Origin of the sequence: Rhodanobacter sp. FW021-MT20 (assembly GCF_041107475.1) — a bacterium.
Taxonomy (GTDB): Bacteria; Pseudomonadota; Gammaproteobacteria; order Xanthomonadales; family Rhodanobacteraceae; genus Rhodanobacter_A; species Rhodanobacter_A glycinis.
In genome coordinates this window covers 1-23,248 of sequence record NZ_JBGBPX010000014.1, presented here as the reverse complement: position 1 = coordinate 23,248, position 23,248 = coordinate 1, and the positions used below count along the sequence as shown (strand labels likewise).

At 66.4% G+C, this 23,248-nt stretch carries 16 protein-coding genes; 7 read left to right on the top strand and 9 right to left on the bottom strand.

Annotated elements, in window-relative coordinates:
- Positions 1 to 183: 183 nt before the first annotated feature.
- From AB7849_RS14230 to AB7849_RS14220, 3 genes are all read left to right on the top strand, one after another.
- Positions 184 to 2,382, top strand: a complete 2,199-nt coding sequence (locus AB7849_RS14230; protein ID WP_237711796.1) for a TonB-dependent receptor — start codon at positions 184 to 186, stop codon at positions 2,380 to 2,382.
- Between the two features lie 19 nt (positions 2,383 to 2,401).
- Positions 2,402 to 3,139 carry a phosphatase PAP2 family protein gene (locus tag AB7849_RS14225; protein ID WP_008210464.1) on the top strand — a complete coding sequence of 246 codons (738 nt, stop codon included), beginning with the start codon at positions 2,402 to 2,404 and terminating at the stop codon, positions 3,137 to 3,139.
- Between the two features lie 100 nt (positions 3,140 to 3,239).
- A complete protein-coding gene (locus tag AB7849_RS14220) occupies positions 3,240 to 4,925 on the top strand; it encodes an ABC1 kinase family protein (protein WP_008210462.1) in 1,686 nt (561 codons plus the stop codon).
- A 72-nt stretch (positions 4,926 to 4,997) separates the two neighbouring features.
- Here AB7849_RS14220 and AB7849_RS14215 read toward each other — a convergent pair whose 3' ends face one another.
- From AB7849_RS14215 to AB7849_RS14180, 8 genes are all read right to left on the bottom strand, one after another.
- Positions 4,998 to 5,174: a hypothetical protein gene (locus tag AB7849_RS14215; protein WP_008210460.1), complete on the bottom strand. Its 177-nt coding sequence runs from the start codon at positions 5,172 to 5,174 to the stop codon at positions 4,998 to 5,000.
- A 117-nt stretch (positions 5,175 to 5,291) separates the two neighbouring features.
- On the bottom strand, positions 5,292 to 5,630 hold the full coding sequence (locus AB7849_RS14210; protein WP_008210458.1) for a PRC-barrel domain-containing protein: 339 nt from the start codon (positions 5,628 to 5,630) through the stop codon (positions 5,292 to 5,294).
- 398 nt (positions 5,631 to 6,028) lie between these two features.
- Positions 6,029 to 6,154, bottom strand: a complete 126-nt coding sequence (locus tag AB7849_RS14205) for a hypothetical protein (RefSeq protein ID WP_256364896.1) — start codon at positions 6,152 to 6,154, stop codon at positions 6,029 to 6,031.
- A 147-nt stretch (positions 6,155 to 6,301) separates the two neighbouring features.
- Complete coding sequence (gene murD, locus AB7849_RS14200; protein WP_008210456.1) at positions 6,302 to 7,675, bottom strand: UDP-N-acetylmuramoyl-L-alanine--D-glutamate ligase; 1,374 nt, start codon at positions 7,673 to 7,675, stop codon at positions 6,302 to 6,304.
- 105 nt (positions 7,676 to 7,780) lie between these two features.
- Positions 7,781 to 9,169, bottom strand: coding sequence for a UDP-N-acetyl-alpha-D-muramoyl-L-alanyl-L-glutamate epimerase (gene murL, locus AB7849_RS14195; RefSeq protein WP_369501198.1), 1,389 nt, complete (start codon positions 9,167 to 9,169; stop codon positions 7,781 to 7,783).
- Positions 9,166 to 9,567 carry an endonuclease domain-containing protein gene (locus AB7849_RS14190; RefSeq protein ID WP_369501197.1) on the bottom strand — a complete coding sequence of 134 codons (402 nt, stop codon included), beginning with the start codon at positions 9,565 to 9,567 and terminating at the stop codon, positions 9,166 to 9,168. The genes murL and AB7849_RS14190 overlap by 4 nt, the downstream gene beginning before the upstream one ends.
- Before the next feature lie 87 nt (positions 9,568 to 9,654).
- Positions 9,655 to 12,270, bottom strand: coding sequence for a bifunctional aspartate kinase/diaminopimelate decarboxylase (locus tag AB7849_RS14185; protein WP_008210446.1), 2,616 nt, complete (start codon positions 12,268 to 12,270; stop codon positions 9,655 to 9,657).
- A 358-nt stretch (positions 12,271 to 12,628) separates the two neighbouring features.
- Positions 12,629 to 14,149: a fumarate hydratase gene (locus AB7849_RS14180; protein WP_008210443.1), complete on the bottom strand. Its 1,521-nt coding sequence runs from the start codon at positions 14,147 to 14,149 to the stop codon at positions 12,629 to 12,631.
- Between the two features lie 318 nt (positions 14,150 to 14,467).
- On the opposite strand from AB7849_RS14180, the gene AB7849_RS14175 reads away from it, so the two are divergent.
- The 4 genes from AB7849_RS14175 (at position 14,468) to AB7849_RS14160 (ending at position 20,681) form a co-directional block, all read left to right on the top strand.
- Complete coding sequence (locus AB7849_RS14175; protein WP_037099361.1) at positions 14,468 to 16,387, top strand: S53 family peptidase; 1,920 nt, start codon at positions 14,468 to 14,470, stop codon at positions 16,385 to 16,387.
- Between the two features lie 118 nt (positions 16,388 to 16,505).
- Positions 16,506 to 17,825 (top strand): APC family permease, encoded by a 1,320-nt coding sequence (locus tag AB7849_RS14170; RefSeq protein ID WP_037099358.1) that lies wholly within the window; start codon positions 16,506 to 16,508, stop codon positions 17,823 to 17,825.
- Between the two features lie 52 nt (positions 17,826 to 17,877).
- The gene (locus AB7849_RS14165) at positions 17,878 to 18,411 is read left to right on the top strand and encodes a (2Fe-2S)-binding protein (RefSeq protein ID WP_008210437.1); all 534 of its coding nucleotides are present in this window, start codon (positions 17,878 to 17,880) and stop codon (positions 18,409 to 18,411) included.
- Positions 18,408 to 20,681 (top strand): xanthine dehydrogenase family protein molybdopterin-binding subunit, encoded by a 2,274-nt coding sequence (locus AB7849_RS14160; protein WP_369501196.1) that lies wholly within the window; start codon positions 18,408 to 18,410, stop codon positions 20,679 to 20,681. The genes AB7849_RS14165 and AB7849_RS14160 overlap by 4 nt, the downstream gene beginning before the upstream one ends.
- Before the next feature lie 254 nt (positions 20,682 to 20,935).
- Here AB7849_RS14160 and AB7849_RS14155 read toward each other — a convergent pair whose 3' ends face one another.
- On the bottom strand, positions 20,936 to 22,900 hold the full coding sequence (locus AB7849_RS14155) for a hypothetical protein (protein WP_369501194.1): 1,965 nt from the start codon (positions 22,898 to 22,900) through the stop codon (positions 20,936 to 20,938).
- Between the last annotated feature and the right edge of the window lie 348 nt (positions 22,901 to 23,248).

The window sequence follows — 23,248 nt, the reverse complement described above, 5'->3', positions numbered from 1 at the left end:
CTTTTCCCTGCATCCCCAGCGCAACAAAAAAGTCAAAAAGCCCCCCTACTCTCGACGGCTTTCCTCCTCGCTTCGCCCCGGGACACTATGATCATGACGTCATGCATGCTGACAGGCCGTGCCATTGGCCGTGCGCGTTTTTCCAGGCGCCCGCTGGTCGTGGCCATCCGACAATCCCGTCGCATGGCATTCTGGTGTGCCACATCGCTGTCGTTTGCCGGCGTGGCCAATGCCGCAACCACGAATGGCCAGCCAGGCACGGCGATGCCGAGCAGCAGCTCGGCGAACATCACCAACACGAAGCAACTGGAGGAAGTGGAGGTGCGCGCCATCACCGCCTCCGCGATCACCCAGGCCCCGGTGCAAAGTGAGCTGGACGCGACGCAACCGCAGTCGGTGATCGGCCTGGACTACATCAACAACTACTCGGCGCCCACCGCCGACTACGCCAGCATCGCCAACATTGCACCGGCCGTGAGCAACATCAGTCCGGCCGGACCGGGGCTGGGCGAATCCAAGCAGATGACCCTGCGCGGCTTCAGCGACAACCAGTACAACGTCAGCTATGACGGCATTCCGTTCGGCGACACCAACGATTTCAGCCACCACACCAGCAGCTACTTCCCGGCCAAGATGATCGGCGAGATCAGCGTCGACCGTGGTCCCGGCAGTGCCAGCACGTTGGGCGCAGCGACGTTCGGCGGCACCGTGGCGCTGCGCTCGAAGGATGCGCGCGATACGTTCTCGTTCATCCCGACCTACAGCGTTGGCAGCTATGGCACTTCGCTGACCCACCTGGAGCTCGATACCGGGCGCATCGACAGCCTCAACGGCGGCAAGCTGATCGCCAGCGTGCAATACAACGACACCGACACCGCGAACACGCAATCGCCGATGCGGCGCACCACCGGTTACCTGAAGTATGTGCAGCCGGTTGGCGAACGCACCGAAATCACCTTCCTCAGCAACTACAACACGATCCACTTCAACAAGCCGGACAAGGGCAAGTTGACCCAGCAGCAGATCGACACGCTGGGCCGCAACTTCGGCCTGAACACCGACCCGGCCAGCACCGATTGCGACTGCTACAACTACCAGGACAAGAACACCGACATGGAATACCTGGGCGTTCGCAGCGACCTCACCGAAACCTGGCAGCTCGACAACAAGCTGTACACCTATGCCTACACCAATGGCAGCCACGAAAGCGCCTACGTCGGCACCAAGAGTTCGAAGACGGCGATGGGCGGCTATTACAAGGTCAACAACTACCGTGCCTGGGGCGACACGTTCAACCTGGCGCATACCGACGATCATGGCCAGCTCCGCGTCGGTGGCTGGTTTGAATACACCTCCAACGACCGCTCCAGCGTGGCGGTGGACTATGGCCGTGGTGGCGCGATCGACATCATGCCCGGCGAAAGCAATCCCTACGCGCCCTACAAGTACACGATGAATGATCGCTTGCGCACCACCCAGCTGTACGCCGAATACGCCTGGCAGGCCAGCGAGGCGCTGACCATCACGCCCGGCGTGAAGAACGTCGCCTTTACCCGTTACATCGACACGCCGTACAACCAGGGCACCAAGCTGCCATTGAAGTACCACCAGACCTGGCGCAAGACGCTGGGCTACCTCAGCGCCAACTACCGCCTCGGCAACGACTGGAGCATCTACGGACAGGCGGCACAGGGTTTCCTCGCGCCGAACCTCAACCAGTTCTACGTGCCCGACCCGCGCCTCAACCGCGCACGTCCCCAGCAGACGATGAACTACCAGTTCGGCACGGTATACAAGACCGACCGCTTCAACGCCGACGCCGACGTCTTCTTCATCGACTACAACAACTACCCGCTCAGCGCGGTCGACCCGGTCACCCACGACGACATCTACGCCACCGCCAAAGGTGCACGCATGCACGGCGTTGAAGCAGAAGCCACCTACTACGTCGGCAGCGGGGTGAGCGTGTTCGCCAACGGCTCGCTGCTCGATGCGCGCTTCAAGCGCTCCAGCCTGGACATTCCCAATGTGCCCGGCAGCACCGCGGCGCTGGGCGTGAACTACGCGCAGGGCGGCTTCTTCGCCGCGCTGGCCGGCAAATACATCGGTGCACAGAAGGTCTACAACGGCGACTTCAACCCCGACGAGGCGACTTCGGTCACCGCCACCAGCAACAGCGGCGGCTTCTGGCGTGCCGCGCTCAGCCTGGGCTACGGCCAGAACCTCACCGGCTCGTTCATCAAGAGCTACAAGCTGAAGCTGCAGGTGGAGAACCTGTTCGACGCCAGGCAGCAGGTTGCCGACTCGGTGAAGAAGGGCGACACCTACTACCTCGTGCTGCCCGGACGGAGCTGGTTCGCCTCCGTGTCGCTGGCACTCTGACATGCACCGGAGCACCCGCATGACCCTGAATTCCGCCCGCGCATGTGTTGCCGTGCTTGGTCTGGCGATGCTGAACATCGGCCACGCGCACGCGCCCCGGCACTACCTCAGCGACGCCCAGTTGCACGCCTCCGTCGCGGTACTGCCGGCACCCTCGGCATTGGGAACCGCCGAAGACGCCGCCGACCGCACCGTCACCTTCGAGGCCTACACCACACGGACCGCCGCACAGGCCGCGCGTGCGAAGCAGGAAGAAAAATTCGGCGTGTTCTCGTTCGCGGCCGTGCTGGGTCCGGATTTCACCGCACAGCGGCTGCCCGCCACCGCCGCCCTGTTTGCCGAAGTGAAGAAGGAAACCAACCGCGCCAAGAACGAAGCCAAGCAAACCTGGCATCGCGAGCGGCCGTGCCCGGTCAACTCGTGCCAGTGGGACCCGGAAGGCGATGCCGCCGACTGGAAGAACCGCGATTACGGCTACCCCAGCGGACACAGCACACGGGCGACCGTATTCGCCCTGCTGCTCGGCCACCTGCTCCCGCAGCGCGCGGCGGCGCTTGACCGCTACGCGCGGGAAGTGGGTTGGCGCCGGGTCGTGCGTGGCGTGCACACGCCGCAGGACATCTTCGCCGGCCGCGTGCTGGGCCAGGCACTCGGGCGCGATTTCCTGTCCAGCCCTACCATGCGTCACGACATGGAAGCGGCCGCCCGTGAACTGGAGGCGGCGGGCTTCAACACAAAGGTGCCGGCCAGCGAATGATGGCCCCACCGCGTCAAGACCCGGGTCTTGACGCGGCATTGCCGCAACAACCGCCAGGATCGTCCAACGTACCGGACTCGACCGGATGGGGATCCCACGCATGAGTGACTACGGCAGCCTTTCCCGCTACGCGCAGATCGGCGCGTTCCTGCTGCGCTATCGCAAGGCCGGATTGTTCGACGGGCTTGATCTTGATGTGCAGGAAAGCACCCTGGCGGACCAGGCCGACCAGGTTCCCGTAGGCCAGCCCGAACAGTTCGTCAACGATCTGGAGGCGCTCGGCCCCACCTTCATCAAGATCGGCCAGGCGCTGTCGACCCGCCCGGACATGGTGCCGCCGGCCTACATGAGTGCGCTGGAGCGCATGCAGGACGATGTGACGCCGGCGCCGGTCGCGGCCGTGCGCGCGGTGATTGAGGAAGAACTGGACGCGCGCATCACCACCTTGTTCAGCAGCTTCGATGACGAACCGCTGGCGGCCGGCTCGATGGCGCAGGTGCATGCCGCGACGCTGCGCGATGGCCGTGCGGTGGTGGTCAAGGTGCAGCGGCCGCACATCGCGCAGACCCTGCGCGAGGACCTGGCGATCCTGGACAAGCTGGCCGGTGCGGCCGAGCGGATGACCGAGATGGGTCGTCGCTACGGCTTCGTCGACTGGGTCAGCGAGCTGCGCCACAGCCTCGCCAACGAGATCGACTTCGAGCTGGAAGCGGACAACCTGCGACGCTTCGCGGCCAATCTGGAATGTTATCCGCGGCTGTACGTGCCGCAGCCGGTGGAGGGCTTCACCACCACCCGCGTGCTGACCATGGATCGCGTGCGCGGGGTCAAGGTGACCCACATACCCGCGGTGCGGCGGATCGAGCAGCCGATGGGTGCCGAAGCGGCCGAGCTGATGCGCGCCTACCTCGATCAGGTGTTCGTGCACGGTCTGGTGCATGCCGACCCGCACCCAGGCAACGTGCTGTTGATGGACGACCGGCGATTGGCGCTGTTCGATCTGGGCATGGTCGCGCGGCTGACCCCGCGCACCCGCCGCAACCTGCTCAAGCTGCTGCTGGGCGCGATCGGCGGCAACGCCGACCAGGTCGGCGAGATCAGCGAGGCGATGGGCACCCAGCTGGAGGATTTCCAGCACGGCACCTATCGGCGACAACTCGACCAGCTGGTATCCAGCTATGTGGGATTCCAGGGCGCCAGACGCGGCTTCTCCGAAGGACGGCTGGTGCTGGAACTGGCCCGCATCGGTGCGGCTTGCGGACTGCGACCACCGCCGGAGATGAGCATTCTGGGCAAGACTCTGCTCAACCTGGAAGCGGTCACCGATGCGCTGGATCCGAACCTCGATGTGCGCGCGCTGGTGGAGCAACACCTGCAGCAGGTCTTGCGCCAGCAAGCCATCAGCTCGATGTCACCAGCCAACCTGGCCAGCGAATGGCTGGACATGCAGGAACTGGCGCGACACACGCCGCAGCACATGGCGGCGATCCTGCGCACGCTGGCGGAGAACCGCCTGCGCGTACGCATCGACGGGCTGGAAGAGTCGCGCATGATGGAAAGCATGCAGAAGATCGCCAACCGCGTGGCCAGCGGCATCATCATCGCGGCGCTGGTGGTGGGCGCGGCACTGGTGAAGGGCACGGCAGACAGCGGCCGCTGGTTCGGCCTGCCTTACCTCGCGGTGATTTTTCTGGCCGTGGCCGTGGTTCTCGGCGGCAGCCTGCTGCTCAACGCACTGCGGCGCGACAGCAAGGTGGAGCGCGCGGCGGATCGGGAAACGGGCTGAAGCCTGAAAGTTGGAAAACCCATGGGGCCGCGCGGCCCCACGGGTTGATCAGTCATTCGACGCGATCACCAGTCACTCCGGCGGATCCTTGCGGCGGGTCTTGGTGACCGCGCCCAGGATGCCCAGGCCGAGCAACACCACCACGCCACCCACGATCCACTGGTTGGGTACATGGGCCAATACGGCGATGTAGGCGAGGCCGCCGATCACGATGATGATGCCGATCAGGTAGATGGCGAAGGAAGACATCGATGGCTCCTGTGCAAGTCGGCGCGCCAGATCGGCGCGCCGAGGTGTGCGCACATTGCAGTCGATCCGCCCTCATCGGCGCGTGAAGAGCTGGCGCGGATCCGCGCCAGCGTCACTTCAACGGTAATAGCCGCGCAACTGGTCGGCGAAAGCCGGATCGGCGAAATTCGGCCAGCGGTCCTTGTCGAAACCGGGTGCATCCTTCAGGCGTTCCTTGCTGACGTTGAGGATCAGGCACTTGTTTTCGCCATCGATCGCCAGCGATTCCCACGGCACGGCAAACAGCTTGTCGCCCATGCCCAGGATGCCGCCGTACGACAACACCGCATAAGCCACCTTGCCGGTGGAGGTGTCGATCATGATGTCCTTCAGGTCACCCAGCGAATCGCCCTGGGGATTCTTGATGGCATCGCCGGAAAGAGTGGACGCGGAAAGGAAACGGGGTGCGGTAGTCATGGCATCTCCTTGTGGGAACGCACGGCGTGTATCGATGACCGTGCTGTTGGGGGTGCTGACAGCGTGGCGGCCCCGCCGTGAACCTGCGGTCCCCGCGCCGACCTGACGACTCCACACCCGGTTAACGGGTGGACGGACAACCCGCATCCGGGAGCTGCGGAATGAACCGCACGACAACCGCCGCCGTGGCTTGCACGACCATGACCCGCCACATCATCGCGCACGAGAAAGGCCGCCATCCTTCCGGACAGCGGCCTTCGGTTTTGCGTCAGGCAACGCGCAGCGGAATCACTTGTCCGCGAATGTCCCCGCCTTCACCATCACCAGCTTCTTCGGGTCCAGGTGCTTGCGGATCGCCGCGTTGATCTGCGCGACGGTCAGTGCTTTCGGCGTCTCCTCTACGGCATGGAGCCGGCCATGGTGACCACATTCTTGGCGTCCATCGAGTAAACCACCACATCGATGGCACCGATGTGGCTGCGCTGCGGACGCTCGGCGATCGACGCATTGACCGTGGCTGCCATGACGCGGGTGCTCGCGGTGAAAGCCAGTCAGGTCGAGCGTGGAAGACGACTTCCCGTTCACCGACCCATTAACGGAGACCGATTTGGGTACTCGCAACCCGAAAAACAGTCCGAACGCGGCCGATCCCAGGCGGATCGGGGCGACGGTTACTGTTGGGAAGCGCCTTCGATGCCCATGCCGTCGATGCTGGTGATAGCGGCCGGATCGAACCCCGCCAGCTCGGCGAAACGGCGGCCGCGCGCGGCGTAGTCCTTGAACTGGTCGAAGCTGGGCGCGCCGGGTGACAGCAGCACCACGCCGCCTTCCGGGGTGACGATGCGGGCCATCGCCACCGCGTCGGTGAAATCCTCGGCTTCGCCCAGGGGCAATTCGGTTTTCGCCTGTCGCAACGCCTGCGCGATGCGCGGGCCGTTGGCGCCCTGGGCGACGATGCGCAGGTGCGCGCGATTCTTCGTCGCCCGCACGAAATCCGACCAGTCCAGCCCGCGATCATGGCCACCCACGATCACCGTGACTTCGCGTTCGCCCAAGCTGTCCAGCGCGGCCAGCGTGGCTTGCGGGGTGGTGCTGATCGAGTCGTTGATCCAGCTCACCCCGTCGCGCTCGCCCAGCGACTGCAGGCGGTGCGGCAACGCCTGGAAGGTCGCCAGTGCAGGCGCAGCCTTCACGGCGTCGAAACCCATGGTTTCCAGCGCAGCCAGCGCGGCGCAGGCGTTCAGGGCATTGTGCAGGCCAGGCGCTGCCATCGACGCAAGATCGAAGACGACCTCTTCGCCACGACGGATCGCACCGTCGGCCACGTGCCAGCCCTCAGGCGTGCCGAACAGCAGCCGATGCGAGTGCGCCGCGGTGTGCGCGAGCAGCGTCGGCTGCAGGCCGTTGACCAGCAGCGTGCGAGACACGTCGGCGAGCTTTAGCTTGTCGGCCACGTAGCGTTCGCGCGAGCCGTGCCAATCGAGATGTTCCTCGTACAGGCTGGTGACCACGCCCAATTCCAGCGGACCGGCTTCGCCGGTCTGGAAACTGGACAATTCCACCGCCCACAACTCCGCGTTTTGGCCCTGCAACTCCAGCAGCGGCAGGCCGATATTGCCGGCCAACGCCGTGCGCACGCCAAGCGAGCGCGCCAGATGCGCAACGAAGGCAGTGGTGGTGCTTTTGCCCTTGGTGCCGGTGATCGCGATCACGCGTGCATCCGGGTTTTCCGCGAACCACAGCGCGGTGCCGGAAGTGAACGCAGTGCCCTGTGCCTGCGCGGTAACGATAGCGGGTTTGTAAGCGGAAATGCCCGGCGATTTCACCACCACGTCATAGGCCGACAGCGCCACCGCTTCCGGCTCGTGGCCGTAGACCGTGAGCGCGGGATCGAAGTCGCGCGCAGCGGCGACCTCGTCTTCGCGACAATAGAGTGCCAGCGGCAGCTCCGGAAGCCGCTGGTGAATCGTGCGGATCGCTGCACGCCCCTCACGACCGAAGCCCCAGACAGCGATACGTCGACCCGCCAGTTCAGTGATGCGCATCGACCCGCCTCACCCGTAGGAGCGCACCCTGTGCGCGATGGCTTTTTGCCTCGATAACCGTGCAAGAGCATCGCGCACAGGGTGCGCTCGTACAGACAGATACGCTCATGCGTCGATGGCCTTGAGCGCCGCCTGCAGCCGTGCCGGCACGCGATGTTCGGCAGACGGCTCCAGCCATGGTTCCAGCGCCAGCTGCGCGGCATCGAGCTGCGGCAGGATCTCGTCACGGAAGCGTGCGACCAATGCGTCTTCCTGCCATTCCGGCCGCTGGCTCAGCGTGTACATGGCCGCACGCGCCTCGGCACCCTCGCCCACGCATTCGAACGGCTTGTGGTCCTGGTATTCCAGCAACGCGTCGAAACCGGCGGCCTGCGATTCGTCATCCAGCAGGTTGCGACCGAAGATCGACAACAGCCGCGGCTTGGGCAGGAACGGCGCCAGCGCCAGGAACACGAAGTGGCATTTCGGGCATTGGCCGCACCAGCGGTCAGCAGGCTTCGGGCCGAGGATGCGGAAGTTGCGGTTGCAGCTGGAGAACGCGTCGAAGTATGGCGTCAACCTGGCGAACGCGCGGGTGATCGCCAGCTCCGAGTACGGCCGCAGCAGCGAGCAGTAATCGAGGTCGGCGGCCACGTGCGAGTGCAGCCAATCGCCCAGCAGTTGCTCGAACGCGTAGCCCTTGCTCCACTGGTGATTCACCTGCTGGCCTTCGTACTCCAGCGTGGCGGCCGAAGCGGAGCGCTCGTTGGCGAAGGTGATGGAGTCGTAGCCGTACAGAATCGCGGCCACGGCAAGAATCGCCGAATTCACCGCCGTCACCGGGATATGTCCGTTCCACGCGCCCAGCCGGTTCAGCTCGAACAATTCCGGTGCCAGCTCGCGCTGGATGTTCAGCATGGGCAGGCCGGTGCGCTCGGCGCAGGCAGCGATCAGCGGCGAATTGCCGATCCATACCGCCGTGGCTTCGCCGCCGATGGCTTTGATCGCCTCCACTGCGACGAGGGAGTCCTTGCCGCCGCCGATGGGGACGAGGGTGCGCCTGGGGAGGTTGAGCGATGGAGCCCGGGGCAAGGTTGGCCCCTCACCCTGACCCTCTCCCCGTAGGGGAGAGGGAGATGCTGCGCTTCGCGGAAAACTTATGCGTCCGCGAAGGTCGAGGCTATTGCGATAGGCGAACTCGGCCAGGCCGTGCAGGTAAAGCGCGTCGAGCAGGTCGGCGCTGGCGTCGTCGAGCGGGCCATCGGTGACATCGATCTTCGGCGGCACGCCGGCCTTGTAGTAGCTGACGCCGGCGACCAGGTGCAGCAGCTTCAGCGCAGCGTCGAAGGCGGCCTGGCGCGCCGGCGGCACGGCAGGCGCGTGCGGGAAGCGGACGCGCTCCACCATCGGCGCGTCGTCGTCGAAGGCATAGGCCAGCTCGGCCACGCCGTCGGCATAACGCGCGTGGAGGAAGCGGAACACCTGGGTCAGGCGTGGTTGGATGGTCATCGTCACTCGTCTGTCTCCGAGACGTACTCCCTCTCCCCTGCGGGGAGAGGGTCGGGGTGAGGGGCCGGGCTAGCCAGGGCCTCCAGAATCACCTCAAGCACGCCCTCGATATTCGTCAATGCGTCATTGTCCCAGAAACGCAGCACGCGGTAGCCCATGATTTCCAGCTTTCGGGTACGGATCTCGTCATATGCCACCTGTTCGCCATGCTGGCTGCCGTCCAGCTCCACGACCAGGCCCGCATCCGGACAGGCGAAGTCGGCGATGTAGCGGTCGATCTCGTGCTGGCGGCGGAATTTCCAACCTTGCAGGTGGCGATTGCGCAGGCGGTGCCAGAGTTTTTGTTCGGCGTCGGTTGGGCCCGTCCGCAGGCGGCGTGCCCTGTCCACGTTCATGCGTTTCATCCTTGAAACCTCGCTTCGTTGTTTACATTGTCGCGAGCACCCGCCCCTCACCCCGGCCCTCTCCCCGAAGGGGAGAGGGGAAAAGCATCAGGCGTCCAGCACGACCTCCTCGGTATCACCACGCAGGTTGTACGGCGAGGACATCACCTTGCCGTAGGCACCGGCCTGGGCGACCAGGATCACGTCGCCTTCCTGCGGCTCCGGCAGGCGGCGGTCGCTGCCCAGCACGTCGCCGCTTTCGCAGATCGGCCCCACCACCTGGAACAGCGCGGTGGCCGGCTCGTCGAGGCGGGTGAGATTGGCGATTTCGTGCCAGGCGTCGTACAGCGCGGGGCGGATCAGGCTATTCATGCCGGTGTCCACACCCAGATAACGCCAACTGCCCTTGCCCTTGGTCTGGGTGACGTGGGTCAGCAGCACGCCGGCATCGGCCACCAGGTAGCGGCCCGGCTCCATCCACAGCTGGTAGTGCGGATAGGCCGCCTTGACCTGGCGCAGCACCGCGTCCAGTTCGCCGATGTCCAGGCTGGACTCGCCCGGGTGCGATGGCACGCCAAGTCCACCACCGATATTGAGGAAGGCGATGCTGCCGATGCGCTCGGCCAGACTGGCGAGCTGACCATAGACCTCGCCCCAATGGTTGGCATCGAGCACGCCCGAGCCCAGGTGCGCGTGCAGGCCACGCACGATCACGCCATGCGCGTCGGCGTGGCGCAGAAAGCTGTCAAGCTGCTCGATCGGCAGGCCGAACTTGCTGCCGCTGCCGCCGGTGCGCACCTTTTCGTGGTGGCCCAGACCGCGACCGAGGTCGACCCGCAAGGAAATCTCGCGACCACGGAACAGTTCGCCCCAGTGCTCGATCGGATGCAACGCATCCAGCGTGATGGTGGCGCGCGTGGCCAGCCCACGCTCGAAATCCCCGCGCGAGGCGAAGTTGGGCGTGAACAGCAGCGGCACGCTGTCCGGCACCACCTTCGACACCGCATCCAGCTCGCCCGGCGACACGCATTCGAAGGCAAAGCCCTCGTCCACCAGTGCACGCAGGATTGCCGGATGCGTATTCGCCTTCACCGCGTAGTGCACGCGATCGACCGCACCCAGCGATTTCAGTGCCCGCGCCTGCGTGCGCACCGTCGGCAGATGGTAGACATAGCGCGGCGTGGCTTCGGCGGCGATGTCGAGCAGGCGCTGGCGCTGCGCACCGTCACGCCACCACGCAGTCGACGGGACCACGTCGCCGCTGCCGTACAGACTCTGCCAGCTAGGCCCGAACAGCGCGCTGTCGTCGGTGCGCAGTGCACCGGCGGAAATCAGCAATTCGTGCAGATGCGGGATCAGCGTGTCGACCACATCCTCGTCCACCACGAAGGTGAGGTTGAGGTTGTTGGACGACTGCGAGATCAGGTGCACGCGCAACTGGTCGAACTCGGCCAGCACGCTGGACAAGGTATGCAGCATCGAACGCATGCCACGTCCGACCAGAGTGATCGCCGCGCACGGCGCGATCACCTTGACCCGGCACACCTTGGCCAGGTCGCCGGCCAGAGCCGCGATGGCGTCGGAATCGAGCAGGTTTTCGGTGGGATCGAGCGACACGGTGACGTTGGTTTCGGCCGAACCGATCAGGTCCACCGACAGGCCGTGCTGCTTGAACTGCGCGAACACGTCGGCCAGGAAGCCGACCTGCTGCCACATGCCCACCGATTCCATCGAGATCAGGGTGATGCCCTTGCGCGCACTGACCGCCTTGACGCTGGGCGCGTGCTCGCGCACCTGCGGGCCGATCACCGTACCTTCCAGTTCGGGCCGGTTGGTGTCCTTCACCAGCAGCGGCACGCGCGACTCGCGCAATGGCGACAGGCAACGCGGATGCAACACCTTGGCGCCGGTGGAGGCGATTTCCTGGGCCTCCTCGTAATCCAGTTTCTGCAGTAGGCGCGCACCGGATACCTGGCGCGGATTGGCGGTGAACATGCCGGCCACGTCGGTCCAGATCTCCACCCGCAACGCCCGCAGCAAGGCGCCGAAGTAGGACGCCGAGGTATCCGAGCCGCCGCGACCGAGCAGCACCGTGCGCCCTTCGCTCTCGCGGGCGATGAAACCCTGGGTGATGAACACGTCGCCCAGCGCGGCCAGGCGATCACTCAAGGCCGGATCGGGCTTGGTCTCGACCATCGCCGAAAGCAGCTTGGTGCGCTCGTTCTGGTTGGGCAGCGCGATGGCGGACAGGCAGTCGCGCGCGTCCACCCACTGCGTGGGCAAGCCGCTATGGGTGAGGAAGGCCGCGCCCAGCGTGCTGGAAAGCAGCTCGCCGTGCGCCTGCACCTGCGCCTGCCAGGCCAGTTCGCCCAGTTTCGCCGAACCGGTCTCGGCCAGCGCCAGCAAATCCTTGAGGCGAGCCTCCAGGGTGGCAGGCACGGCCAGCCCCATATGATCCAGCAACTCGTAATGGCGCTGCTCGATGGCCCGCGCGGATTCGATGCGTTTGCCCTTGTCGCCCTGTGCGCACAATTGTTTGAGCGCATCGGTGATGCCGGACAGCGCGGAGACGACGATCACCACGCGCGCGCCTTCGGCACGGCGGGAGGCAGCCAGCTCCATGATGTTCTGCCAGCGCGGCAGGGTGGCGACACTGGTGCCGCCGAACTTCATCACGATCCAGGGTGCGCCGGCGGAAAGCGGCGCAAGGGCATTCGAGGTCACGGGCTTGAGTCAGTGGTTGGGAATGGATTCCCCAGTGTTGCGCCGCAGCAGCCGAAATGCAACGGGATATGCCTTTTCGGCATTTGGACGTCTAGATGTCCATCTTTTAGAGCACTCCCTCTCCGCTCCGGGGAAAGGGCTGGGGTGAGGGGCCAATCTTGCGAGGACCCTGTCCCTATCGTCATTCCAGCGAAAGCTGGAATCCAGTGACTTCAGGCCATTTCCAAGCGCAAAGGCACTGGATCCCGGCTTTCGCCGGGATGACGGGATACACGCGTTGCGCGAGGGTGGTTGACCCCTCCTCAATCCTCCCCTGCCTGCAGGGGAGGAGGCGAAGGCGTGCGCCATGCGCAGGCTTTTATTCGATAACAGCGAGGGGAATCTTGCCGATCTTCGTGCGCCATTCCTTCGGGCCGGTCTGGTGCACCGAGGTGCCGGCGCTGTCCACCGCCACGGTCACCGGCATGTCCTTCACCTCGAACTCGTAGATCGCTTCCATGCCCAGGTCCTCGAAAGCCAGCACTTTCGAGGACTTGATCGCCTTGGACACCAGGTAGGCGGCGCCGCCTACGGCCATCAGATAGACCGACTGGTGCTTCCTGATCGCCTCGATCGCGGCCGGGCCACGCTCGGCCTTGCCAACCATGCCGAGCAGGCCGGTTTGCGCCAGCACCTGTTCGGTGAACTTGTCCATGCGCGTCGCGGTGGTGGGGCCGGCCGGGCCGACCACTTCCTCGCGCACCGGATCGACCGGGCCGACGTAATAGATGAAGTGGCCCTTGAAATCGACCGGCAGCGGCTCGCCGCGGTCGAGCATGCCGACGATGCGCTTGTGCGCGGCGTCGCGGCCGGTCAGCAGCTTGCCGTTGAGCAGCACCACTTCGCCCGGCTTGAAGCTGGCGACTTCTTCCTTGGTGATGGTGTCCAGGTTCACGCGACGTGCGTTCTGCGGGTTGTAGGTGAGCTTGGGCCAGTCTTCAAGCGACGGCGGATCCAGCGTCACCGGGCCGGAACCGTCGAGCACGAAGTGTGCGTGGCGCGTGGCGGCGCAGTTCGGAATCATCGCCACCGGCAGGTTGGCCGCGTGGGTGGGGTAATCCTTCACCTTGACGTCGAGCACGGTGGTGAGGCCGCCCAGCCCCTGCGCGCCAATGCCCAGCGCGTTGACCTTCTCGAACAACTCGATGCGCAGCTCCTCGGCACGATTGGCCGGGCCACGGGCAATCAGCTCCTGGATGTCGATCGACTCCATCAGCGCTTCCTTCGCCATCAGCATCGCCTTCTCGGCGGTGCCGCCGATGCCGATGCCGAGCATGCCGGGCGGACACCAGCCGGCGCCCATGGTCGGCACGGTCTTCAACACCCAGTCCACGATGGAATCGGACGGGTTGAGCATCACGAACTTCGACTTCGCTTCCGAACCACCGCCCTTGGCCGCCACGATCACTTCCACGGTGTCGCCCGGCACTACCGACACGTTCACCACCGACGGCGTGTTGTCCTTCGTGTTGACGCGCTTGCCGGCCGGGTCGGCCAGCACGCTGGCGCGCAGCTTGTTGTCGGGATCCAGGTAGGCGCGGCGCACGCCTTCGTTGGCCATCTCCTCCACGCCCATGGTGGCGTCGTCCCAGCGCACGTTCATGCCGATCTTCAGAAACACGGTGACGATGCCGGTGTCCTGGCACAGCGGCCGGTGGCCTTCGGCGGCCATGCGCGAGTTGATCAGGATCTGCGCCATCGCATCCTTCGCCGCCGGCGATTCCTCGCGCTCATACGCAGCGGCGAGGCTCTTGATGTAATCGACCGGGTGGTAGTAGCTGATGTACTGCAGGGCGTCCGCGACGGACTGGATCAGGTCGGCTTGCTTGATGGCTGTCATGGCGATGGCTTTTGTATGGAGAGGCAGGTTGCCGCGCACGGCTTGCCGCGACACCAATCGCCTATTGTAGCGAACGGGCCCAGCCCTCGCCGCAGGGCCGCCCCGGCGCGAAAAACTGCGACATGGGAACCGGTAGCGTCTCGCGGCCCGGGCTAACGTCGAGGCGTCGGCAATGCAGATGCTCGGGGGGCCTGCGCGCCGACGGGGAAAGAGAAAGAGCACTCACACACACTGGCCGCGACGATCCGTCGTCGGCATGCCGACGCACGCGCCGCATGGATGGCCAGCGATACCTCGTCAACTCAAGGAATCCCGATCATGTCCACCCGTCTTCACCCCCGCAGCCTCGCCTGCTCGATGGCGCTGGCACTCGCAGGCTTTTCCGCCACGGCGGCCGCCGCCCCGCAGATGCAGGCCAGCGTCGACATGGGCGCGGCGAACGCCAGCCAGTCGGCGCACGTCACCCTGGTCCTGAAACTGCGCAACCGCGATGCGCTGGCGCAGTACATTCGCGACACCGTGACCCCGGGCAATCCGCATTTCCAGCAATTCCTGAGCACCCGCCAGTTCGCCAGCCAATACGGCGCCAGCGCCACGGATATCGCCAGGGTGCAGGCGTGGCTGCGCCAGCAAGGCCTGGCCAGCACGGTGATGGCGAACCACCTGGCCATCCGCACCACCGGCACGCTGCGCCAGTTCGAAACGGCCTTCCGTACGTCCATCCACGATTACGCGTCGCGCAGCGGCGGACGGTCATTCCGCCGCCCAGTCGCGCAGCCGGCATTTCCGGCGGACATCGCCAACCTGATCGCCACCACCACCGGGCTCGATACGCAGCGTACGTTCCAGTCGCACCGCATCCGTACCCTGCCGCTGTCCGGCCAGCACACCGTGCTGCCGATGCTGCGCACCGCCAAGACCGGCAACCCCACCGCCACCGGCATCCCGGGCAGCTACACCGTGGGCGACGTCGCCGATTTCTACCACATCAACCCGCTGTACCAGCATGGCATCACCGGCAAGGGCTCGACGGTGGCCATCGTCACCCTGTCCAACTTCGATCCGGCCGATGCCACCGCCTACTGGAACGACATCGGCCTGACCACCAAGCCGAACCGCATCACCCAGGTGCATGTGGATGGCGGTGGCGCGATCGACGGCGGCAGCGGCGAAACCGCGCTGGACGTGGAACAGGCCGGCGGCCTGGCGCCCGATGCGAACATCGTCGTCTACGACGCGCCGAACGCGGGCAACGGCTTCATCGACGCCTTCGCGCAAGCCGTCTCGGACAACACCGCCGACAGTATTTCCACCAGTTGGGGCGGCCCGGAGATCTACAACTTCGCCGCCCTCAACGTGAACGGCGCCAGCGATACCGACACTACCGACGTCGGCGACCTGGTGGCCTTCGACGAAGTGCTGATGGAAGCCGCCGCGCAAGGGCAATCGGTGTTCGCCGCCTCCGGCGACTCCGGTGCCTACGACACCGTGCGCGGGCTCGGCTTCGGCGGTGGCCCGGGCCAATTCAACGCACCGCTGACGGTGGATTCGCCGGCCTCGGATCCGTACATCACCGCTGCCGGCGGCACTACCGTGCCTTACACCTTCAGCGTCACCGGCGCACCTTCGGCCTCGATCAGCAAGGAAAGCGTGTGGGGCTGGGATTACCTGGAAACCTACCTCGATGCCAACGAACCGACTGACGGCGGCTGGCACCAGTACCTGTACTCGGTAGGTGGCGGTGGCGGTGTCAGCGTGTACTGGCACACGCCGTTCTACCAGGCATTCACCCGGGGCATCCGGCGCAGCCAGCCGAAGCAGACGCTGGTCTACAACGACCCCGCCAGCGGTCCGTATACGTATCTGAAGCTGCCGGCGCATTTTCGCGGCCGCAACGTACCCGACATCTCGCTCAATGCCGATCCGCAGACCGGCTACATCGTGGTCTCCAGCTCCGACGGCGGCATCATTTCCGAAGGCGGTACCAGCTTCGTGGCGCCGCAGCTCAACGGCATCAGCGCCCTGCTGACGCAGAGTTCCGGGCATCGCGTGGGCTTCTGGAATCCGCAGGTGTACCTGTTGCAGAACGTGTTCGGCTACGGCGCATGGTCGCCGTTCCACGCCGTGCGTGCCGGCGACAACTGGTTCTACGAGGGCAAACCGCACTACACGCCCGGCGCCGGCATCGGCACGCTGGACGTGGCCAACCTCGCACTGTTCCTGAAGGGCGGATTCTGATCGACGCACGCACATCCCGACGCCTCGCGCCGGGATGTGCAAAACAGCGCCTCGCCGACGCTTGCCGGCGAGGCGCCCTGCCGCCATGCTTCCGCATCCTTTGCCAATGCATGGCCCCATGTCCGATCCCAACCCCGGCTACGTCCGCCGCTTGCGCCTGTGGGATGCCGCGCTGATCGTGATCGGCGGCATCATTGGCGGCGGCATCTTCCTCAACCCGTACATCGTCGCGCAGCGCACCGGTTCCAGCGCCACGCTGCTGCTGATGTGGGTGGGCGCGGGCGTACTGACCCTGATCGGCGCGCTGTGCTACGCGGAACTGGGCGCGCGCCGGCCGCAGGCCGGCGGCAGCTATGTATACCTGCGCGAGGCGTTAGGGCCACTGGCCGGCTTCCTGTTCGGCTGGACCATGCTGCTGGTGATCTACTCCGGTTCCAGCGCGGCGGTGGCGACAATCTTTGCCAGCTATGCGGCGGCGGTGTTCGGCCTGCCGGCGTCGGCCACATTGCCGCTGACCGTAGCCGCGCTGGTGTTCGTGGCCGGCATCAACCTGTTCGGCCTGCGCCTGGGCGTGCAGGTGCAGAACCTGTTCACCGTGCTGAAATTGCTGGCGGTGGCGGTACTGGTGGCGTGCGGGCTGTTCCTGGCCGGAGCTGGTGGCGGCCATGTGCTGGCGCCCGATCCGGCCCGCGCGCACGTAGGCTTCATGGGCGCGGCCTTGCCGGTGCTGTTCGCCTATTCCGGCTTCACCTACCTCAACAACCTGGCCGGCGAAGTGCGCGAACCGCAACGCACGCTGCCCCGTGCATTGGTGCTGGGCATGCTTGGCGTGATCGTCGCCTATGCACTGGTCAACGTGGCCTATCTGGCGGTGCTCGGCCATGCCGGGCTGGCCGCCAGCACCACGCCTGCGGCCGAGGTGATGCAGCGGGTGTTCGGCCCGATCGGCGCGCGACTGATCGCGCTGGGCATCGCCATTTCCACGCTGGGTTTCTGCAACATCACCCTGGTGGCCGGCGCGCGCGTGCTGCAGGTGATGGGCGAGGACGGGCTGTTCTTCCGCTCGGTCGGCCGCCTGCATCCGCGTTACCGCACGCCGAACGTGGCGCTGCTGCTGCTTTCGGGCTGGGCCATCCTGCTGGCGGTGTCGGGCAGCTACGGACAGTTGCTGGATTACGCCACCTTCGGCGACTGGCTGGCCTGCGCGGTCGGCGTGGCCACGCTGTTCTGGTACCGCCGGCACCGCGACGACACGGTGAGTTTCCGCGTGCCGGGCTATCCGTGGCTGCCGCTGCTGTTCATCGCCACGGTGGCCCTGGTGGTGGCGCAAAGCCTGCACGACAGCCCGCGCAACACCGGCATCGGCCTGCTGATCATCGCCGCCGGCGCACCGGTGTACTTCGTCTGGCGTCGTCTGTTCAGCCGCGACCAGCCCTAAACGGGCGCTGCGATGCCACAATGCGCAGATAGGTCCAAGGAGACGTGATCCGATGCTGCAAGCCCATGTTCCGCCGCACGCTGACCCCGGCAACGTCACGCCCGAGCCGGCACGCGCGGGCATCGACGTGCAGATCAACGGCGAGCATTTCCACCACACCGGCGACCCGGACATGCCGCTGCTGTGGTACCTGCGCGACGTGCTGAAACTGGATGGCACCCGCTACGGCGGCGAGCATGGCGAAGGTGGCGCCGACCTGGTGCTGGTCAACGGCAAGGCACGCTCGGCCATCACCCTGCCCATGCACAAGCTAACCGGCCACCCGATCACCACGGTGGAAGGCCTGGCCCAGGCCGATGGTTCGCTGCATCCGCTGCAGCAAGCCTTTGTCGACGAGGACGCGATCGGCTGCGGCTATTGCACCTCCGGCTGGCTGATCGCCTCGATGGACTTGCTGCACCGCCATCGCGACCCCAGCGACAGCGATATCGACACCTTGCCCAACCTGTGCCGCTGCGGCTGCCAGACGCGCGTGCGCCGTGCGATCAAGCGTGCGGCCGCGGCGATGAAGGGAGCCAAGGCATGAGCGAGCAGATCGCACTTTCGCGCCGCGGCTTCCTCAAGGTGCTGGCCGGCGCTGCCGGCGCGCTGGTGGTGGGCGTACCGTTCGCTGCCATGGCCGACGCACCGATTCCCCCGGGGTTCCTGGGCGACACGCTGTACGGCATGGGCACCTATGTGCGCATCGACACCGATGGCAACGTGGTGATCGGCGCACGCGATCCCGACACCGGCACCGGCGTGGCCACCTCGCTGCCGCGCATCATCGCCGACGAACTCGATGCCGACTGGAGCCGCGTCAGCGTGGTGTCGCTCGGCCTCGGCGTGACCAACAACAACGGCGCACCGAGCTGGACCTATGGCCACCAACTCGGCGGTACCGGCAGCTCGATTCCCGCCGCCTGGAACGACCTGCGCCAGGCCGGCGCGCTCGCGCGCTGGCTGCTGCTGCAAGCCGGTGCCCAGACGCTCGGCGTGTCCGCCGATCGGCTGCGCTGCGAGAAAGGCATGGTGATCGCACCGGACGGTCGCCGCGTCGGTTATGGCGCGCTGGCCACCGCCGCTGCACAGATCAGCCCACCGAAAAACCCGCCGGCACCGAAGACGCCCGACCGCTACACCCTGATCGGCCAACCCGCCGGCGACGTCGACGCACACCGCATCGTTGCCGGACAGACCCCGTATACGCTCGACCACCACTTCGGCGATGCGGTGGTCGCGGTGCTCGCGCACTGCCCCTGGCGCGACGGCCAACTCAAGAGCATCGACACCACCGCCACCTTGGCCGTGAAAGGCGTGCAGAAGGTGGTGCAGCTCAAGCCCGATCCGAAACGCCCACCGGGCCAGACGCCGATCGCCCCGGCCGTGGCCGTGGTTGCCGACAGCACCTGGGCCGCGCTGCAAGGCCGCCGCCAACTCAAGATCGAATGGCAGCCCGGCCCCAGCGGCAGCGAAAGCAGCGCCGCGCTGGAGCAACAAGCCGCTGCCCTGCTCGACAGCAAGGCCTCTGCCGACAAGACACCGCCGACTACCCGCGTACGCGACGACGGCGACGTGGACAAGGCCGGCAAGCATGCCGCGCGCCGGCTGGAAGCCACCTATCACCAGCCGTGGCTGGCCCACGCCACCGCCGAGACGATGTGCTGCATGGCGCGCATCGACAAGGACCACGCCCACCTGATCGTGCCCACCCAGGCACCGCAGCGCGCGTGGGCCGTGGTGCAATCACTCACCGGCCTCACACCCGACCAGATCGAGATCAACGTGCCGCGCGTCGGCGGTGGTTACGGCCGCCGGCTCGACCACGACTACGTGGCCGAAGCGGTGATCGTGGCCAAGTCCGTCAACAAGCCGGTGCGCCTGTTGTGGACGCGCGACGAGGACATGTCGCACGACTGGTATCGCCCGGCCAGCACACACCGCATCAGTGCCGTCATCGACCACCATCGCCACGTCATCGCCTGGGACCAGAAGCTCGCCAGCGCCTCCGCGCTCGCCGGTCGCGGCGTACCGGACGACCGGCTGTGGACGAGCGAACTGGAAGCCGACCAGATTCCCGCCGGCCTCGTCCCCAACTACCGCAGCGACTGGTACAACCTGGCCAGCGCGCTGCCGCGCGGCCCGCACCGCGGCATGCCCCAACTCACCAACGCCTTCGCGGTGGAAAGCTTCACCGACGAACTGGCCCACCTGCTGCGCGAAAACCCGCTGGACACCAAGCTGCGCCTGCTTGGTGAAGCGCGGCAGGTTCCGCTGCAAGGCGGCGGCACGCTGGACATCGGCCGGCTGCGCAACGTGTTGTCGCTGGTCGCCGATCGCATCGACTGGAAGCAGAACTGGCTGCGCAGCGTCAACGGCCTCGGCATCGCCTGCTGGCACATCGGCGGCGCCTACGTGGCGCACGCGGTCGAAGTCTCGCTCAAGGGCAACACGCTGGGCATCGAACGCGCCGTGTGCGCGGTGGACGTGGGCCGCGTCATCAATCCCAAGGGCCTGGAAGGCCAGGTCGCCGGCGCCACGCTCGACGCACTCGGCACCGCGCTCAACCTGGCCATCACCTTCAAGAACGGCCAGCCCCAGCAGCACGACTGGAAAGACTACCCGCTGGCCAGCATGGCGCAGCTGCCCGACGACGTGGAAGTCATCACCGTCCCCGGCAACGACCGTCCACCCACCGGCGCCAGCTTCCTGGCCATGCCCAGCGCCGCCCCTGCCCTCGCCAACGCGGTATTCCGCGTCAGCGCCGTGCGCGTACGGCGGCTGCCGCTGATGAAGGAGTTGCTGCGCTTGCTGTAATTCGCGCGGTCATGGCTGCGGCAACTCATTCCGGCATAAACCCACCGCTGTCCGGAATAAATCCATGTGATCACAGCGCCGCCCCAAGTGCGAAAGAATCGGCGTTGGTGCACGACCTCGAAACCGCCATTCGCGCATAGCCTGCTCGCAGGCGATGCCCTGAGCACGGCATTCGAATAGCCCGCAAAGCATCGTGATCGGAATCGTTCCGACGCAAGGGCATGCGCTCACCACGGAAAGATGTCGAACAGGCTCTAATGAAACTGGTCGCTGGCCGGCACCCATGAACTGCCGGAGCTTGCCGGCAGGCTCACCGGCCGCTTCGGCGTCAGCTCGGTATCGCAGCCGGGCGGGAGCGGACCACCAGCGACACGCGCTTCGGCGCACTGCACGCGATTGTTCAACTGCACCGGTGCGGGTGGCGCGACGGTGCTGGCGGGCGGCGCGATCTTCGGAATCGAACTGTTGAGCGTGGGCTGGTTGAGCTTCTTGTAGATTTTCGAATTCAGCGGCGCCGCCGGTGGATCGGGATTGCCGCAGCCGAGCATCAGCACCGGCAATAGCGGCATCGCCACGCATTTGACGCGCACACCGCGCGGCAGGTGGAAGGTGTGGCTGACGGTGGTCTTCTCCACCGCGTGGCGCAAGGCAGTGTCGATCGAGCTCTCGCCTTCGGGCGTCCAGTACTTGTCGAAGCGGGTGGCCTGGTAATGGATGCCGGTAGTGCGGTGATGCATGATCTTGGTGTCGCCATGCGGCAACAACTGGATGTAGGTGCCGTCGGGACTGCCTTGCATGCCGTGGCCCTGCGAACCGGTCACGTGGCCCTGCCCCGCCGTGGTCGAGGCGAGATCGCCGGCCCGCGTGGTGGCGGACGGCGGCACCGTCCGCGTCGTGCCCTGCGGTTGACCCGGCGTGGCGGTGTCGCTGCCTTGCGGCGTGGCATCGGGCGCGCTGCTGACATCCTGTCCCGCCGGAGCCGGCGATGAGGATTCCGAGGTCTTCTGCGCGGTTGGCGCAGCAGCCGTCTCGGGTGTCGTCGCAGGTGTCGGCGCCGACTTGGACGGAGCTTCGGTGGCGGCCTTCGACGCGGGCGCCAGCTCGGCTGCGGGCGTCGGCAGCTTGGCCGGCGTGATGTCGACCTTCGCCACCGGCGGCTGGATCGCCAACTGGGCCGGCGGCACCACCGACGGCAGGAAGGTGACCGAAGGCGCCTGCACGCGCGGCGTAGCCGGGGCCGCTTCGGTCGGCGGCAGTGGCACGGCGGCAAGCTGGGCCGGCGCCACGTGGATGGTCGGCGACTGGATCTGCGGCTGCTCGCGTGCGACGACCGGACTCGGCGCCTGCAGCGTCGATTGCAGATTCACCGTGGGCGCGGCTGGCGCGGACAACGGCACGGCTTCCATCTCCGGCGCCGGCGGCGCAGCGGATACGTCGGCGTGGGTCACCGCCGTCACGGCCGGCGGCGTGGCGATAGTCGGCACAACCTTGTCCATGGCGATGGCAGGCGCCTGGATGGTCGGAGCCGATTGTGCCGGCAGCGCAGGCATGGCCAGCGATGGCGGTGGCGGCATCGCCCGCGTGCCCTCGGCTTGCGCCTTGCGCACCGGCTCGGGCTGGAAGCGCGGCGGGATCGGCTTGATCGCCGGCGGTGCCTGCAAAGTAACAGCGGGTGGCGGCGGACTGACCGCGATGGGCTGCAACTGCGGCGCCGGGGCTGGCGCGGGCTTGGGCACGCTTACCGGCGGCAAGGGCGCGGCGACGATTTTCGGCGCCGGCGCACTCGGCACCGGTTTCACGGCAATCACCGGGCGGTCGATCGGCGGCGCCGGCACCGCGGGCAGTGGCTGGGCCGACGGCGCCGTCATCGCACTCTGTCGGCGCACGGTCGTGGCCCGGTGCACGGGCGTCGCCTGCGCCACGTGTCCGTGATGGACCGGCCCGTGCCGCTTCGGCGGCGTACCACGCACCGGCGGCGGGGGCGGCGGTTCGGGTTTGTTGTCGATCAGGTGCACATGCAGCACACCCAGCGGTTCGGACGGCAACGCATCGGGTTGGTAAGCCGGGCCGAGGATGGCACCGAACAGGAAGATCAGGTGCACCAGCAACGTGCCGATCAGACCGGCGATGCGCAACCCGCGTTCGCGCGGCTTCTCGCGCAACTGGTTGCGGTAGACGATCGCCCGCAGCGCCGCCTCGCGCGGCGATTCGATCGTCACGCGGGCGGGCGGCCAGTCAAATTGGCGCAGAGGCGGCAACGGCATGCAGCGCAGTGTAGCGGGCGCGGCGGGATTTCTTGTGCCCGCGCCACGTATCCAAGTGAGGATCTGAACCATCAGCTGCTGGCTTGCCATTCCAGCGGCTCTCAACGGCCGAAGGGCCGGTCAAGCTGGAATCCAGCGTCTTTGCATTCAAGGGATTACAGTCACTGGATCCCAGCTTTCGCTCACTGCTGTCCGGAATATTCCTGGGATGTCCTTCAAGAGTGACTACCCGCGCCGCTTGCGCGAGATGCAACAAGGGGGCGACTCCATTTCTGGCAGCGACCACCTCTCCGGCTCGTCATC

What these genes read in the sequence shown, in the direction of transcription:
- AB7849_RS14210 (WP_008210458.1), bottom strand. Translation starts at nt 5,630, where the DNA reads ATGACTACCGCACCCCGTTTCCTTTCCGCGTCCACTCTTTCCGGCGAT.
- AB7849_RS14170 (WP_037099358.1), top strand. Translation starts at nt 16,506, where the DNA reads ATGTCCGATCCCAACCCCGGCTACGTCCGCCGCTTGCGCCTGTGGGAT.
- AB7849_RS14225 (WP_008210464.1), top strand. Translation starts at nt 2,402, where the DNA reads ATGACCCTGAATTCCGCCCGCGCATGTGTTGCCGTGCTTGGTCTGGCG.
- AB7849_RS14215 (WP_008210460.1), bottom strand. Translation starts at nt 5,174, where the DNA reads ATGTCTTCCTTCGCCATCTACCTGATCGGCATCATCATCGTGATCGGC.
- murD (WP_008210456.1), bottom strand. Translation starts at nt 7,675, where the DNA reads ATGCGCATCACTGAACTGGCGGGTCGACGTATCGCTGTCTGGGGCTTC.
- AB7849_RS14165 (WP_008210437.1), top strand. Translation starts at nt 17,878, where the DNA reads ATGCTGCAAGCCCATGTTCCGCCGCACGCTGACCCCGGCAACGTCACG.
- AB7849_RS14190 (WP_369501197.1), bottom strand. Translation starts at nt 9,567, where the DNA reads ATGAAACGCATGAACGTGGACAGGGCACGCCGCCTGCGGACGGGCCCA.
- AB7849_RS14175 (WP_037099361.1), top strand. Translation starts at nt 14,468, where the DNA reads ATGTCCACCCGTCTTCACCCCCGCAGCCTCGCCTGCTCGATGGCGCTG.
- AB7849_RS14230 (WP_237711796.1), top strand. Translation starts at nt 184, where the DNA reads ATGGCATTCTGGTGTGCCACATCGCTGTCGTTTGCCGGCGTGGCCAAT.
- AB7849_RS14205 (WP_256364896.1), bottom strand. Translation starts at nt 6,154, where the DNA reads ATGGCAGCCACGGTCAATGCGTCGATCGCCGAGCGTCCGCAGCGCAGC.
- AB7849_RS14220 (WP_008210462.1), top strand. Translation starts at nt 3,240, where the DNA reads ATGAGTGACTACGGCAGCCTTTCCCGCTACGCGCAGATCGGCGCGTTC.
- AB7849_RS14180 (WP_008210443.1), bottom strand. Translation starts at nt 14,149, where the DNA reads ATGACAGCCATCAAGCAAGCCGACCTGATCCAGTCCGTCGCGGACGCC.
- AB7849_RS14160 (WP_369501196.1), top strand. Translation starts at nt 18,408, where the DNA reads ATGAGCGAGCAGATCGCACTTTCGCGCCGCGGCTTCCTCAAGGTGCTG.